Origin of the sequence: Allobosea sp. NPDC003192 (assembly GCF_050275675.1) — a bacterium.
GTDB lineage: Bacteria > Pseudomonadota > Alphaproteobacteria > Rhizobiales > Beijerinckiaceae > Allobosea.
Map to the genome: position 1 here is coordinate 24,182 of NZ_JBNNPK010000003.1, position 14,908 is coordinate 39,089.

8 protein-coding genes are annotated in these 14,908 nt (G+C 69.3%); 5 read left to right on the forward strand and 3 right to left on the reverse strand.

The genetic code is table 11. The annotated features are described in order from the left end of the window. Window positions 1-2 precede the first annotated feature (2 nt). From addB to trxA, 3 genes are all read left to right on the forward strand, one after another. Window positions 3-3,107 (forward strand): double-strand break repair protein AddB, encoded by a 3,105-nt coding sequence (addB, locus tag ACQKLX_RS05310; RefSeq protein WP_427360159.1) that lies wholly within the window; start codon window positions 3-5, stop codon window positions 3,105-3,107. Further along, window positions 3,104-6,589, forward strand: coding sequence for a double-strand break repair helicase AddA (addA, locus tag ACQKLX_RS05315; protein ID WP_427360161.1), 3,486 nt, complete (start codon window positions 3,104-3,106; stop codon window positions 6,587-6,589). Before addB ends, addA begins: the two co-directional genes overlap by 4 nt. An 88-nt stretch (window positions 6,590-6,677) precedes the next feature. Then, window positions 6,678-6,998 carry a thioredoxin gene (trxA, locus tag ACQKLX_RS05320; protein WP_091835207.1) on the forward strand — a complete coding sequence of 107 codons (321 nt, stop codon included), beginning with the start codon at window positions 6,678-6,680 and terminating at the stop codon, window positions 6,996-6,998. Between the two features lie 73 nt (window positions 6,999-7,071). Here the strand turns inward: trxA and ACQKLX_RS05325 are convergent, their stop codons facing one another. After that, window positions 7,072-7,467 carry a DoxX family protein gene (locus ACQKLX_RS05325; protein ID WP_427360163.1) on the reverse strand — a complete coding sequence of 132 codons (396 nt, stop codon included), beginning with the start codon at window positions 7,465-7,467 and terminating at the stop codon, window positions 7,072-7,074. A gap of 310 nt (window positions 7,468-7,777) precedes the next feature. Between ACQKLX_RS05325 and ACQKLX_RS05330 the strand changes: the two genes are divergently transcribed. Continuing rightward, window positions 7,778-9,925 (forward strand): transglycosylase domain-containing protein, encoded by a 2,148-nt coding sequence (locus ACQKLX_RS05330; protein WP_427360164.1) that lies wholly within the window; start codon window positions 7,778-7,780, stop codon window positions 9,923-9,925. Between the two features lie 4 nt (window positions 9,926-9,929). Here ACQKLX_RS05330 and hrpB read toward each other — a convergent pair whose 3' ends face one another. Together hrpB and ACQKLX_RS05340 are read right to left on the reverse strand one after the other, a co-directional pair. Next, window positions 9,930-12,428, reverse strand: a complete 2,499-nt coding sequence (hrpB, locus tag ACQKLX_RS05335) for an ATP-dependent helicase HrpB (RefSeq protein ID WP_427360166.1) — start codon at window positions 12,426-12,428, stop codon at window positions 9,930-9,932. Window positions 12,429-12,471: 43 nt separating this feature from the next. Further along, window positions 12,472-13,260, reverse strand: coding sequence for a class II glutamine amidotransferase (locus tag ACQKLX_RS05340; RefSeq protein ID WP_427360168.1), 789 nt, complete (start codon window positions 13,258-13,260; stop codon window positions 12,472-12,474). Between the two features lie 176 nt (window positions 13,261-13,436). Between ACQKLX_RS05340 and ACQKLX_RS05345 the strand changes: the two genes are divergently transcribed. Continuing rightward, window positions 13,437-14,849: a sodium:proton antiporter gene (locus ACQKLX_RS05345; RefSeq protein ID WP_427360672.1), complete on the forward strand. Its 1,413-nt coding sequence runs from the start codon at window positions 13,437-13,439 to the stop codon at window positions 14,847-14,849. Window positions 14,850-14,908: the final 59 nt, after the last annotated feature.

Consider the following 14,908-nt stretch of genomic DNA (forward strand, 5'->3'; position numbering starts at 1 on the left):
CGATGGCCGGGCTCAACCTGTTCAGCATCCCGGCCGGCGCGCCCTTCCTTTCGGTGCTGGCGCAGGCACTGATCGCCGGCCGCTTCGGCCGGGCTTTCGACCCTGGTGATCCCGCCGCCCTCTCGCGCACTACGCTCTATCTGCCGACGCAACGTGCGGCGCGGGCCTTTGGCACTATCCTGTCGGAAAAGCTCGGCGGCCGGCCATTGCTGCTGCCGCGCATCGTCCCACTCGGGGATGTCGACGAAGCCGAGACGGCGCTGATCGCAGGCGCGGGTGATGCGTTGGCGCTCGGGCGGGTCGCACCGATCGATCCCTTACGCCGTCGCTTCATCCTGACCACGCTGATCTCGGCCTGGGGCCGCACCGCCAACCGCCAGCACCTCAAGCTCGATCCGGCCGAGCCCTCGCTGATGCCGGCGACCCTGGCCGAGGCCTGGGGGCTGGCTGGCGACCTCGCCCATCTGCTCGACCAGTTGCAGACCGAAGGCGTCTCGCCGGCGCGACTGAAAGGGCTCGATGCCGCCCGCTTCGACGAGATCTGGCAGTTCAACGCCCGCTTCCTCGACATCATCGCCGAAGCCTGGCCGGCGATCCTCGAACAGCGGGCCGAATGCGACCCGGCCGAGTTCCGCAACCGCATGCTGGCGGCTGAGCGCGAGCGCCTGCTCGCCGGCGATTTCCACGGGCCGGTGATCGCGGCGGGCTCGACCGGCACGGTGCCGGCGACGGCGCGCCTGCTCGCCGCGCTCGCCCGCGCCCCGAATGGCGCCGTCGTCCTGCCCGATCTCGACGAGGCTCTGTCCGAGCAGGGCTGGCGCGCCATCGTCCAGGAGCCGGCGCCTTCGCATCCGCAGGCGGCTTTGCATCGCCTGCTCGACGAAATCGGCGCGAGCCGGGATGAGGTGATCACCCTCGCCGAGCCGTCGCCAGCGCTGGAAGCGCGCCGTGACCTGCTGCGCCGGGCTCTGCTGCCAGCCTCGGTGACCGATGACTGGGCTGGCGCGGCGCCCCTTGCAGCCGAAGCGCTCGACGGCCTGCGCATCGTCGAAGCCGCCGATGAGCGCGAGGAGGCGCTGGTCGCGGCCTTGGCCTTGCGCGAGGCGCTGGAGGAGAAGGGTGCCCGTGCCGCGCTGATCACGCCCGATCGCGGCCTCGCCGAGCGCGTCGCGGTCGAGCTCAGGCGCTGGGGCATCCAGGCCGATGATTCCGCCGGCCTGCCACTCGGCCGCTGGCCGGTCGGCTCCCTGCTGCGGTTGGCGCTCGATGCGGTCGAGGGCGAGCTCTCTCCGGCGAGCCTCGTTGCACTGCTGGCCCATCCGCTCTGCCGGCTCGGGCTGACGGAAGCACGCCTGCGGCAAGGTGCGGCGGCGCTGGAGATCGGCTGCTGGCGTGGCGAGCCCGTTGGCCCCGGTTTCCCCGGCCTGCGCCGGGCCTTCGAGGCGCTGCCGGAGCTGCGCACGGCAACTTATGCCCCGCGCCCGCGCCGCAAGCTGACAGACGAGGATGTCGGCGCGGCCGAAGAGGTGCTGGCGGCGCTGGAAGACGCGCTCGCCCCGTTCGCGGCTGCCTTGGCCGGTCCTGCCCCCGAACTGCGCGAGATCGCGGCACAGGCCCGGCGGACGGTCGAAAAGCTGAGCGGCGACGAGGCCGGCGCGGTCCTCGCCTGGCGCGGCCCGGATGGCGAGGCGCTCGCTGGTCTGTTCGACGATCTCGACGCAGCGCTGCCGGAAGCGCCTGGCGAGGGCCGCGCCCGCGACTGGATCGCGGTCCTTGAAGGCCTGATCGGCGAGCGCGTCGTGCAGCGCCGCGACCCCGGCCATCCCCGCGTCAAGATCTGGGGCCTGCTCGAAGCCCGCCTGCTCGAAGCCGAGCATGTCGTGCTCGGTGGCCTGATCGAGAGTGTCTGGCCGCCGGCGACCGAGACCGATTCCTTCATCAACCGGCCGATGCGGGCGGAACTGGGCCTCTCGCCGCCGGAGCGGCGTATCGGCCAGACCGCGCATGACTTCGTCGCCGCGGCGCTCGCCGGCAAGGTGACGCTGACCCGCGCCCGCAAGGCCGGCGAGGCCGAGACGATCCCCTCGCGCTTCTGGCAGCGGCTCAAGGCGGTCGCGCCGCCCGAAGCCTGGCAGGCGGCCGAGGCGCGCGGGCGCGAACTGGCCGCCTGGGCTGCGCTGCTCGGCAAGCCAGCCGATCTCCTGCCGGTACCGCGGCCAAAGCCCTATCCGGCGGCGCATCTGCAGCCGAAGCGATTCAGCGTCACCGAGGTCGAGACGCTCTATCGCGATCCCTATGCGGTCTATGCCCGCAAGATCCTCAGGCTCGACGCCCTGCCGGAGCTGGTCGAGGATCCCGGCGCGACCGATCGCGGCTCGCTGCTGCACGACATCGTCGGCAGCTTCGCCGAGACCTATCCCGAGCAGGTGCCGGCCGGCGCGCTCGGCAGCCTGATCGAGATCGGCGAGCGACTCTTCCGCGCCTATCAGGAGACGCCGGAGGTCCGCGCCTTCTGGTGGCCACGCTTCCTGCTGATCGCGCAGAATTTCATCGGCTGGGAGGAAAGGCGCCGGCCGGAACTCGCCCGCGTCGCGGTCGAGCGCGACACGCAGGCCGAATTCCCGCTGGTCGACGGTTCCTCGATTCTGCTGACCGGCCGGGCCGACCGCGTCGAGGTCACCCGCGAGGGCGCCTTGCGCATCATCGATTTCAAGACCGGCGCGCCGCCGAGCGAGGAGCAGGTCCGCCTCGGCTTCGCCCCGCAATTGACGCTGGAAGCCGAGCTCGCTTTGCGCCACGGCTTTTCGCCGGACATCCTGCCGAGCCCGGTCGAAGCGCTGCTCTATCTGCGGCTCAACCACGACCCCAAGAGCTGGGAGAAGGACAAGAAGCTGTCGTTCAAGGACGAGGCGCAGGCCGATGTCACCGCCCGCCATCTCGCGCAATTGCTCGACCATCTCGCTGTCTTGCGCGCCGGCCGCGAGCCCTGGCTGTCGCGCCGCGCCCCGGCCTACATCAAATACGCCAGCCCTTATGACCAACTCGCCCGGGTCAAGGAATGGTCGGCGGCGCCCGATCTCGGCGGCGATGCCGGAGACGAGGCATGACGCCGGCCGGCTGGACCATCCCCGAGCAGACGCGGCGCAACCAGGCGCTTGCGGCCGAGCCCGATCTCAGCGCCTGGGTCTCGGCCAATGCCGGCTCGGGCAAGACGCACGTGCTGGTCAACCGCGTGCTGCGTCTGCTGCTGGATGGCGTAGCGCCCGGCCGGATGCTCTGCATCACCTATACCAAGGCCGCCGCCGCCAACATGTCGAACCGGGTGTTCCGGGCGCTCTCGGTCTGGGCCGTCGCCTCGGATTCGGTGCTATGGGCGGCCCTGTCGGCGCTGACGGGACAGCTCCCGGCCGCGAGCGACATCAGCCGGGCACGGCGGCTGTTCGCGCAGGCGCTGGAGACGCCGGGCGGCCTCAAGATCGAGACCATCCACGCCTTCTGCACCCGCGTGCTGCAGAGCGCGCCCTTCGAGGCCAACGTTCCGCCGCGCTTCGAGGTCGCCGACGATCTCGCCCAGGACGAATTGATGCGCGACGCCCGGCGCGATCTGCTCGCCGCCGCCGAGGCTGATCCCGACGGGCCGCAGGCGCAGGCGCTGCGCTTCATGGCCGAGCATGCGGCGCAGGACACCTTCGACCAGATCATGCGCGAGGCGCTGCACCAGCGCGCCGTGTTCAGCGATGCGGAAGGCCGGGCGCGCAGGCCGGAGGAGATCGTCGCAGGGCTCAGCGCCTTCCTCGGCATCGCGCCGGAGCTGACGGCTGAGACGGTGCGCGAGCGCTTCCAGCGCGAATTGGCTGGCCTGCCCGATCTCGAGCGGCTTGTCGCTGCCTTCGAGGCCGGCAGCGCGACGCGCGCCAAGGCGGCGGCGGCGATCCGCCTCGCCCTCTCGGACGCACCGGACGTCGATCCTGTCGCGGCCTGCCGCGCCGGCCTGCTCACGGCCGAAGGCAATGTCGCCCAGCATGTCCGTGGCAAGGGCAACAGCGCCCTGCCGGCCGATCTCGACGCGGCGCTCGATGCGCTCGCCGCCTGCCTGACCGAAGCGATCGACCAGCTCAACGCCATCGCCGTGCGCGAGCGCAGCGCCGCGCTCGCCGTGCTGGTGACGCATATCCTTTCCGCCTATCGCCGCCTGAAGGCGCAGCGCTCGCTGCTCGATTATGACGACCTGATCGCCAGGACGCGCTCGCTGCTCGACCGGGTCGATCCGGCCTGGGCGCTCTACAAGCTCGACGCCGGCATCGACCACATCCTGCTCGACGAAGCCCAGGACACCAGCGAGGCGCAATGGGCGATCCTGCGCCGGCTCGCCGAGGAATTCTCGGCGGGCGAGGGCGCGCGCGAACTGGTCCGCCCGCGCACCGTCTTCGTCGTCGGTGACGAGAAGCAGTCGATCTACGGTTTTCAGGGCGCGGCGCCCGCTCATTTCAGCGAGGAGCGACGGCTGCTCGGCCGGCGCCTCCAGGAAGCCGGGCAGCGCTTCGAGCCGATCAACCTCACCACCTCCTTCCGCTCGGCCCCCGACATCATGCGCGCCGTCGATGCGGTGTTCGCGCCGAAGGAGCACTGGCGCGGTCTCGTCTTCGACGGCGGCGCCGGGCCGGAACGGCACGACACGGTCAGGCGCGCCTCGGTCGGGGCGGTCGATCTCTGGCCGGTTTCGGCCGATGATGCCGGCGAGAAGCCCGATGCCTGGACGGCGCCGGTCGATGCGCCCGAGCGCCGCTCCGGACTGGTCAAGCTCTCCACCCGCATCGCCGATGTGCTGAAGCGCTGGAGCGAGGCCGGCCGCGACGATATCGGCCGGCCGTTCAGGCCGGGCGACGTGATGATCCTGCTGCGCCAGCGCGGCGCGCTGTTCGAGGCGATCGTCAAGGCGCTGAAGGATCGCGAAGTGCCGGTCGCTGGCCGCGACCGCCTGACGCTCGCCGACCATCCAGCCGTCGAGGACCTCGTCGCGCTCGGGCGTGCGATCCTGCTGCCGCAGGACGACCTCTCGCTGGCGATCACGCTGAAGACGCCGCTTTTCGGCCTCGATGACGACGACCTGATGCGGCTCGCGCCGGAACGGAAAGGCTCGCTGCGCGACGCCTTCCGGCAGGCGGCGAAAGCTGAGCCGCGCTACGCCGCGATCGAGGCGCGCCTGACCGAACTCGCCGAGGAGGCCGGGCGCTGCGGCCCGTTCCGCTTCTTCGCCGGCCTGCTCGGCCCGGGTGGGGGCCGCAATCTCGCGCTCGCCCGGCTCGGCCCCGAAGCGGGCGATGCCCTCGACGCTTTCCTATCCGCCGCGCTCGACCATGAGCGGCGCTACGGCCCCTCGCTCGCCGGCTTCCTGCATCATATCGGCGCGGTGGCGACGCAGGTGAAGCGCGATCTCTCGGCCAGCGCCGGCGAGGTCCGGGTCATGACCGTGCACGGTTCGAAGGGGCTGGAGGCGCCGGTCGTCATCCTCGCCGATCTCGGCATCGCGCCGGGCGAACGGCGTCTGCCGAAGCTGATGGCGGTCGAGCCGCCTCGCGGCGAGCAGGTGCCGGTCTGGCCGAGCAAGCGGGCCGATGATCCCGCGGCGATGCGGCGCGCCAAGGACGCGATCGTCGCGCAGATGGTCGAGGAGCATCATCGCCTGCTCTATGTCGCCCTGACACGCGCGGAGGAGCGCCTGATCCTTTGCGGCGTGCAGGCCAAGGGCGAGGCGCCCGAGGGCTCCTGGTACGCCATGGCCGAGCTCGGCCTCGCCGGCTCCGAGCCTTGGTTGCGCGATGTGCCGGCGCCCGACGGCGACGGCGAGATCCGCCGTTTCATGGTCTCGCAGCCAGGAGAAGGGGCAGCTGAGGACGCAGCCGCCACACGGGCTGCGGCTGCGCTGCCGGACTGGCTTATGCGCTCCGCACCCGAAGAGGCCGAGCCGGCGCCACCCTTGCGACCGTCGAGCGCGCTCTCCGCCGCCGATGCGCAGCAGCGTCCGCATGACGGACCCTTCCTCGCCAACGCGGCAGCGGCCGGCCGGCTCGCGCATCTCCTGTTGCAGGTCCTTCCCGAGGTGCCGCCGGAGCGGCGCCTCGGTACGGCTCGTGCGCTGGCGGAGGCGCGCGGTGGCTCGATCGCTGAGGAGCGTCGCACCAAGATCGTCGACGATGCGCTCGCGCTGATCGCCGCGCCGGAGTTCGGCGGGCTCTTCGGGCCGGGTAGCTTGGCAGAGGTGCCGCTCGCTGGCGAGATCACCTTGGCCGATGGCAGCAAGCGGCCGGTGCAGGGCCGGATCGACCGGCTCGCGGTCGGCGATGGCGAGGTGCTGATCGCCGATTTCAAGACCGCGGCCCGCCCGCCGCAGGACGCCGCGGCGCTGCCGGCGTCGACCCTGGCGCAGCTCGCGGTCTATCGCCGGCTGGTCGCGGAGATCTATCCCGGGCGGCACGTCAGAGCGGTGGCGATCTATACGGTGAGCCTCAAGCCGCTTGAGCCCTCAGCCGAGCTGCTCGATGCCGCCCTGGCGACAATGGCAGATCAGCCCCGCTTCACCGGAAGGTGAGCCAGCCTTGACCCTGCGGCTGCTCGTTCATAGCTTCGGCGACGAATAGCGGCGTTGTTGCCGCATGCGAATCGAAAGGCGATGAGCCATGGCGACGACCAAAGTGACCGATGCGAGCTTCGAAGCCGACGTGCTGAAGTCAGCTGAGCCGGTGGTGGTGGACTTCTGGGCCGAGTGGTGCGGCCCCTGCCGGATGATCGGCCCGGCCCTCGAGGAGATCGCCGGCGAGCTCGATGGCAAGGTCAAGATCGTCAAGATGAACGTCGACGAGAACCAGCAGATCCCGGCCCAGTTCGGCATCCGCTCGATCCCGACGCTGATGCTGTTCAAGGACGGCAAGCTGGCCTCGCAGAAGGTCGGCGCTGCCCCCAAGAGCGACCTGTCGCGCTGGATCTCGGCCGCGGTCTGATCTGACTGTTGCAGAATCAGGAAGGCCCGCCCTCAGCGAGGGCGGGCCTTCTTCGTTTCAGGCTATGCGCAGGTCACTTCGAGCGGTTGTCGAGCGCCCAGGCGCCGGCGCCGGCGAAGACCAGATAGAAGAAGATGAAGCAGTAGAGGATCGCGGCGTCGCCATTGTTCAGCAGCGGGTAGACGCTGCGCGGCGCATGGAACATCCAGTAGGCATAGGCCATCTCGCCCGCGAGGATGAAGGCGACGGGCCGGGTCCACAGGCCGATCAGGATCAGCAGGCCGCCGAAAGCCTCGAGGATCGCGCCGAACCAGAACAGCGTGAACGCTGCCGGCAGGCCGCTGGCCGGCGGCGCCGGAAAGCCGAACAGCTTCTGCGTGCCATGGGCGATGAAGATCAACGCGGTTGCGACGCGCAGCAGCGCGAGCGCGTGGGGTGCATAGCGATTCAGGGAGTTGAGAGCCTGCATGGGCGGGTTGCCTTCCGTCCGGTTTCGAATTGGAAAAATTTGCTAAGTGATTGGGTTTGCTGGCGAAGAAGTCTCATTCATCGCTTCGCGCTTGTCTCTGTGCAAACAACGTCGATCAAGTCACGTTTTCGTTTGCAGCGCAGCAAAATCACCGAGCGGCAAATCCGCAACAGCCCTGGCTTCGTTCACCATTGCAGAAAATTCGTCGAAATCGGGCTTAACCACCCCTTAAAAGCGCCATGTTTGAATCCTGTCTGGAAATCACCGGGCTGCGGATCGCGGCGCGGTGGCGGGGCCTGAACGGGGCGGGATGAACGACCGGTCAAGACGAGGCGGTGAGCGGCGCGAGCCGTCATTCGAGCGTGCGCGCGACGATTACGAGCGCGACGACGGCGATCTGCGCCTTTCGGCCGAGGACCGCCCCTATCGTGGAGGAAAGAATCCGGTGGCACCGCGCCAGCAACCGCGCCGCCAGCAGAATGAGCGCAGCAAGGGCCGCAAGCAGCGTCGCAAGCGCGGCTCCTTCTTCGGCCGCATCTTCTACTGGGGCTTCGTGCTCGGGCTCTGGGCCGTGCTCGCCGTTGGCGGTGTCGTCGCCTACCACGCCGCGCAATTGCCGCCGATCGACCAGCTCACCGTGCCGAAGCGGCCGCCGAACATCGCGATCCTAGCGGCGGACGGCACGCTGCTGGCCAATCGCGGCGAGACCGGCGGGCGCACCATCACCATCGGCGAAGTCCCGCCCTATCTGCCCAAGGCCTTCGTCGCGATCGAGGATCGGCGCTTCTACGACCATTTCGGCATCGACCCAATCGGCCTGACCCGCGCCGTTGTCAACAACCTGACCAAGCGCGGCGGCGTGCAGGGCGGCTCGACCCTGACGCAGCAGCTCGCCAAGAACCTGTTCCTGACCCAGGAGCGCACCGCCGCCCGCAAGATCCAGGAAGCGATCCTCTCGCTCTGGCTGGAGCGGACCTACACCAAGGACCAGATTCTCGAACTCTATCTCAACCGCGTCTATTTCGGCTCGGGCGCCTATGGCGTCGAGGCGGCGGCGCAGCGCTATTTCAACAAGTCCGCGCGCTCTGTCACGATCGCCGAGGCGGCGATGCTGGCCGGCCTCGTCCAGGCGCCTTCTCGTCTCGCGCCCAATCGCAATCCGGAAGCCGCCGAGAAGCGCGCCCAGCTGGTGATCTCGGCGATGGCCGAGCAGGGCCTGATCTCGCAATCAGCGGCCAAGACCGCGCTCGGCGCGCCGGCCGAGGTGCCCGAGCGCGTTGGCGCCGGCTCGGTCAACTATGCCGCCGACTATGTCATGGACGTGCTCGACGACTTCATCGGCGCGGTCGAGGGCGACGTCACCGTGCTGACCACGGTCGACACCAGACTGCAAACCAGCGCCGAAACGATCCTGGTCGAAGCGCTCTCGGCGCAGGGCGCCAAGCTCAACGCCTCGCAGGGCGCGGTGGTCTCGCTGGCACCGGATGGCGCGATCCGTGCCCTGATCGGCGGGCGCGACTACACCAAGAGCCAGTTCAACCGCGCCACGGCCGCGCATCGCCAGCCGGGTTCGTCCTTCAAGCCCTTCGTCTATCTCACGGCGATCGAGAAGGGCCTGACGCCGGATACGATCCGCGACGATTCCCCGGTCTCGATCAAGGGCTGGGAGCCGGAGAATTTCTCGCGCACCTTCCGCGGGCCGGTCACGTTGCAGACCGCCTTTGCCCATTCGCTCAACACCGTCGTGGCGCGCCTGATCCAGGAGGTGACGCCGCGTGAGGTCGTGCGTACGGCCCAGCGCCTCGGCATCAACTCGTCATTGCAGCCCAATCCGTCGCTGTCGCTCGGCACCTCGGAGGTGACGCCGCTCGAGATGACCGCCGCCTATGCCACCTTTTCCAATGGCGGCCAGTCGGTGCTGCCCTATGTGATCCGCGAGGTCAGGTCGACGAGCGGCAAGGTCGTCTATGCCCGCAAGGCCAATAATTTCGGCCCGGTGATCCAGCCGCAGACGCTGTCGATGATGAATTCGATGTTCCACGCGGTGATGACCGGCGGCACCGGCAGCAAGGTCAACCTCCCCGGCTGGGAAGTCGGCGGCAAGTCGGGCACGACGCAGGATTATCGCGACGCCTGGTTCGTCGGCTTCACCGGACGCCTCGTCACCGCCGTCTGGGTCGGCAACGACGACAACTCGACGATGAAGCGCGTCACCGGCGCCGGCCTGCCGGCCGAGATCTGGGGCAAGTACATGAAGGCGGCCCATGCCGGCCAGCAGCCGGTGCAATTGCCGGGCGGGCTCTGGCAGTCGGCACCGAAGTCGATCTTCGATACGGGCGAGCCGGTCGCCGGCGTCGCGCCCTCGCCAAGGACCCAACAGGCTGCGTCCGGCGATCGCGCCTGGACGCCGCCAGCACCGCAGGAAAAGAACTTCTTCGAGCGCCTGTTCGGCGGCTGACGCCTCACGTCCCCCGCGGCTTGGCGCGGGTCGTCGGCGGCGCCACGGCAGGATCGTCCGGCCAGGGATGGCGCGGATAGCGCCCCTTCATCTCGGCCTTCACGCTGGCCCAGGAGCCCCGCCAGAAGCCGGGCAGGTCGCGCGTCACCTGGATCGGCCGGTGCGCCGGCGACAGGAGCTCCAGCACCAGCGGCACCCGTCCGCCAGCCAATGAAGGGTGCTGCGCCAGTCCGTAGAGCTCCTGCACGCGGACCGAGATCGTCGGCCCGGCCTCGGCGCCATAGTCGACGGCGAGCTGCGAACCGGTCGGCGCCGCAAAATGCGTCGGCGCCTCCGCATCGAGCCGCCGCTTCAGCTCCCAGGGAAGCAAGGTCGCGAATGCCGCATCGAGATCGCCCGGCGTGATCGCTGTCAGCGAGCTTCGCCCTAGGATATGCGGTGCGAGCCAGTCGGTGGCGCCGTCGGCGAGGCCGGCGTCCGACAGGTCCGGCCAGCCCGCATCCTCGCCTTCCGCTGCGCGCAGGAAGGCGACGCGCTCGCGCAACTGCGCCTGCGCCTTGCTCCAGGGCAGCGTCTCGATGCCGAGCGTAGCGATGCCCTTCGCCAGCACCTCGGCATTCTCCGGGGAAGCCTCGACCGGCAAAGGCCGCTCGGCTAGCACCAGCGCGCCGTATTTCCGCGCTGCGCGGGTCCGCAGTGCCCGCGCCTGCCGGTCGAACACGGTTTCATTGCGCTCCGACAGGCCGATCCGGATCAGGCCTGAGGCGGCGAGCGCGGCGATCTCGGCCTCGCTGATCGCGGCGGCGCTGAGGATGCGCGCCTGTTGCGCCGACCCCGTCATCTCGCCGATGACGAGGTAGGGCTCGCGCGCCAGCCTCTGGCCGGGTTCGAGCGCGGCGCCGCGGCCATTGGCGAGCAGATATTGGCCGGAGCCGGGCTGGCGCGCCTTGGCGACGCGGTCGGGGAAGGCGAGACCGAGCAGGAAGCCGGGCGAGAGCGGCTGCTCCGCGCCAGCCTTCACCTTGCTTGCCGCCTGCCTGGCCCAGCCTTCGGCGAGGCGGCGCATGTCGCCGGCGCGGCCGCCGCGCTCGCGGCCGAACCGCTCCAGCCGCTCGGACAGGTCGATCGCATCGCCGCCTAATCCACGCTCGACGAGCAGGGCCGCCAGCATGGCGGCCGGCTCGGCCTGGCGGTGATGGGCTGCGCCGACGATCATATGCGCCAGTCGCGGCGGCAATGGCAGCTCCTGCAGCGCCTTGCCGTCCTTGGTGATGCGGCCGTCCGGATCGAGCGCGTCGAGATCGCCCAGCAGCGTCCGTGCCTCCTTCAGCGCCGGTGCCGGTGGCGGATCGAGGAAGGCGAGCGTGGTCGGATCGGAGACGCCCCAGGCGGCGCAGTCGAGCAGGAGCGGAGCGAGGTCGGCCGAAAGGATTTCCGGCCGGGCGAAGGCTTCTAGAGCGCCGTTCGCCGCCTCCTCCCAGAGCCGGTAGCAGATGCCGGGCTCGGTGCGGCCGGCCCGGCCTCTGCGCTGGTCGCAGGCCGCCCGGCTGGCGCGCTGGGTGACGAGGCGGGTAATGCCGATATCGGGCTCGTAGAGCGGCACCCGGGCGAGGCCGGAATCGATCACGACGCGCACGCCCTCGATCGTCAGCGAGGTCTCGGCGATCGCGGTGGCGAGCACGACCTTGCGCTTGCCCTTCGGCGCTGGCAGCACGGCGCGGTCCTGCTCAGCCTGGTCGAGCGCGCCATAGAGCGGCGCGATCTCGGTGGCGGGATCACGGATCTTCTCGCGCAGCCGCTCCTCGACACGGCGGATCTCGCCTTGCCCCGGCAGGAAGACGAGCAGCGAGCCGGCCTGCTCGTTCAGCGCCTGCAATACAGCTTCGGTGACCTGATCCTCGATCCGCTTCAGCGGGTCGCGGCCGAGATAGCGGGTCTCGACCGGATAGGCCCGGCCTTCGCTCTCGATCACCGGGGCATCGCCGAGCAGCCTGGCGACCCGCGCCCCGTCCAGCGTCGCCGACATCACCAGGATGCGCAAATCCTCGCGCAGGCCGGCCTGGGCATCGAGTGCCAGCGCCAGCCCGAAATCGGCATCTAGTGAGCGCTCGTGGAACTCGTCGAACAGCACGGCGGCGATGCCGTCGAGCGCGGGATCGTCGAGGATCATCCTTGCGAAGACGCCTTCGGTGACGACCTCGATCCGCGTCTTCGGGCCAATCTTGGAGCCGAGCCGGACGCGCAGGCCGACCGTCTCGCCGACGCGCTCGCCCAGCGTCTGCGCCATGCGGTTGGCCGCGCCGCGGGCTGCGAGGCGCCGCGGCTCCAGCACGATCAGCTTGCCACCTTTGGCCCAGGGCTCGTCCAGCAGCGCGAGCGGCACGCGCGTCGTCTTGCCGGCGCCGGGCGGGGCTACGAGCACGGCGTTCGGCGTCTCGCGCAGCGAAGCGGCGAGGGCATCGAGAACCGCGTCGATCGGAAGGGCTGTGTCGAAGGCGCGCATGCACCCGCGATGTGGCGCAGGCAGCGGCATGGTGCAAGCCGGTTCAGGCCGCTTGCCGCAATCCGACCTCGAACGGCGTCATGCTGACCGTGCCGGCCTTCACCGAGACCAGCGTGTTGCAGGGCAAAGCCTGCCAGCAGTCGCGGGCGGCATCGACCGGCTCGGAGGCGATCACCACCGCATCGCCGCGATTGCAGACATAGAGCGTCGGCGGCCTTGTGTCGGACGACCAGCGTATCGCATGGATCGTCTCGCCATCGGCGAGCGCGGCGGCGCAGCGCAGCGGCTCCTGCACGCCGGCCTCCTGCATCAGCGCGAGCGCGTCGCCAAGCGCCCCGGCGAGCGCATCGCCCGGCGCGGCGCCCTCGGCGATGCGCGCGAGAGCCAGCAGGAACAATGCCTCCGAATCGGTGGTGCCGACGCGGGCGTCATAAAGCGCATCGGGGATCAGGCTTTCGAGCCGCCGCTTGATCACGGCGTAGCCGCCGATCTGGCCGTTATGCATGAAGAGGTGCCGGCCATGGACGAAGGGATGGCAGTTCGCCCGGGTCGAGGCGGTGCCGGTCGCGGCGCGCACATGCGCGAAGAACAGGTGCGAGCGCACCAGGCGCGCGATCGAGAGCAGGTTCTCATCCGACCAGGCCGGCCTGATCTCGCGATACTGGCCGGGCTCGGCCCGCTCGCCGTACCAGCCGACGCCGAAGCCGTCGCCATTGGTGCCGGTCTTGGCTTCCTCGGCATGCAGCGACTGGTGGATCAGCGAATGGCAGGGCGAGGCGATGAAGTCCTCGAGGAAGACCGGAGCGCCGGCATAGGCGAGGAAACGGCACATGGTGGTCCCGAATCAGCTGCGGGCGGGACGCCGCAGGAGAAGATTATTCCATGAGAATGAATGCCGGCATAATGGTGGCGATCGCCCGGTTGTCGCTCCCATAGCCTTGCTATAACCGTCGCAGTGATGGGGTGACGACGTCCCGCGGCAAGCGGGCAGGGGAAGGGCCGATCTCGATGCTGACGAAGCTTGCCGGCGCGGCGTTCCTGTTCATGCTCGTTCCTCAGGCCGCCTTTGCTGCCGGCGATATAGGTGGCGCCAGCATGGGCGTCGCCTGGGCCCTGCCCTTCGCCGGCATGCTGCTCTCGATCGCGCTCGGGCCGATCCTGTTCCCGCATTTCTGGGAGCTGAACTATGGCAAGTTCGCCGCCTTCTGGGCGGTGCTGGTCGTCGTGCCGCTCGTCCTTTTCCGCGGCTTCGATCCGGCGCTTGGCGCGCTGCTGCATACGGGACTGCTCGAATATGTCCCGTTCATCATCCTGCTGTTCGCGCTGTTCACCATCGCGGGCGGCATCTTGATCACCGGCAATCTGCACGGCACGCCGGCGACCAACACCGCCCTGCTCGCGATCGGCACGCTGATGGCGAGCTTCGTCGGCACCACCGGCGCCTCGATCATCATGATCCGCCCGGTGCTGCGCGCGAATGACGACCGGCGCTTCAACGTCCATGTCGTCGTCTTCTTCATCTTCCTGGTCTCGAACATCGGCGGCTCGCTGACGCCGCTCGGCGATCCCCCGCTCTTCCTCGGCTTCCTGCGCGGCGTCTCCTTCTTCTGGACGACGACGCATCTGCTGCCGGAGACTCTGTTCGCGGTCGCCGTCCTGCTCGCTGTGTTCTACGCGCTCGACAGCTACTTCTTCCGCAAGGAGGAGAACTATCCGCCGCTGCGCGACCCCACGCCGGATCGCGCCATCAAGCTGTTCGGCAAGGTCAATATTCTCCTGCTTGGCGGCGTCATCCTCGCCATCCTGATGTCGGCGAACTGGAAGCCGGGCGTCATCTTCGACATCCATGGCGTCCATGTCGAATTGCAGAACGTCGTGCGCGATCTCGTCCTGCTCGGGCTCGCCGGGCTCTCGCTCGTCCTGACGCCGAAGCCGGTCCGGGCCGGCAACGAGTTCAGCTGGGGGCCGATCAAGGAGGTGGCCAAGCTCTTCGCCGGCATCTTCGCCTGCATCATTCCGGTGCTCGCCATGTTGCAGGCCGGCCGCAATGGCGCCTTCGCGCCGCTGGTCGCCCTCGTCAGCAATCCCGACGGCAGCAACAACAACGTTGCCTATTTCTGGCTGACCGGCGGCCTGTCGTCTTTCCTCGACAATGCGCCGACCTATCTCGTCTTCTTCGAGCTCGCCGGCGGCAATGCGCAGGCTTTGATGACGACCGGTGCCCTGACGCTGACCGCGATCTCGGCCGGCGCCGTCTTCATGGGCGCCAACACCTATATCGGCAACGCCCCCAATTTCATGGTCTACGCCATCGCCAAGGACCGCAAGGTCGCGATGCCGAGCTTCTTCGGCTACATGCTCTGGTCGGGCGCGATCCTGATCCCGCTCTTCCTGGTGCAGACGGTGATCTTCTTCCGCTGACATTCGTCATTGCGAGCGTAGCGAAGCAATCCAGGGGCGACGGCGCTCTACGTCCTCCT

Coding starts and splice junctions, on each gene's coding strand:
- addB (WP_427360159.1), top strand. CDS start 3: ATGGCCGGGCTCAACCTGTTCAGCATCCCGGCCGGCGCGCCCTTCCTT.
- addA (WP_427360161.1), top strand. CDS start 3,104: ATGACGCCGGCCGGCTGGACCATCCCCGAGCAGACGCGGCGCAACCAG.
- trxA (WP_091835207.1), top strand. CDS start 6,678: ATGGCGACGACCAAAGTGACCGATGCGAGCTTCGAAGCCGACGTGCTG.
- ACQKLX_RS05325 (WP_427360163.1), bottom strand. CDS start 7,467: ATGCAGGCTCTCAACTCCCTGAATCGCTATGCACCCCACGCGCTCGCG.
- ACQKLX_RS05330 (WP_427360164.1), top strand. CDS start 7,778: ATGAACGACCGGTCAAGACGAGGCGGTGAGCGGCGCGAGCCGTCATTC.
- hrpB (WP_427360166.1), bottom strand. CDS start 12,428: ATGCGCGCCTTCGACACAGCCCTTCCGATCGACGCGGTTCTCGATGCC.
- ACQKLX_RS05340 (WP_427360168.1), bottom strand. CDS start 13,260: ATGTGCCGTTTCCTCGCCTATGCCGGCGCTCCGGTCTTCCTCGAGGAC.
- ACQKLX_RS05345 (WP_427360672.1), top strand. CDS start 13,437: ATGCTGACGAAGCTTGCCGGCGCGGCGTTCCTGTTCATGCTCGTTCCT.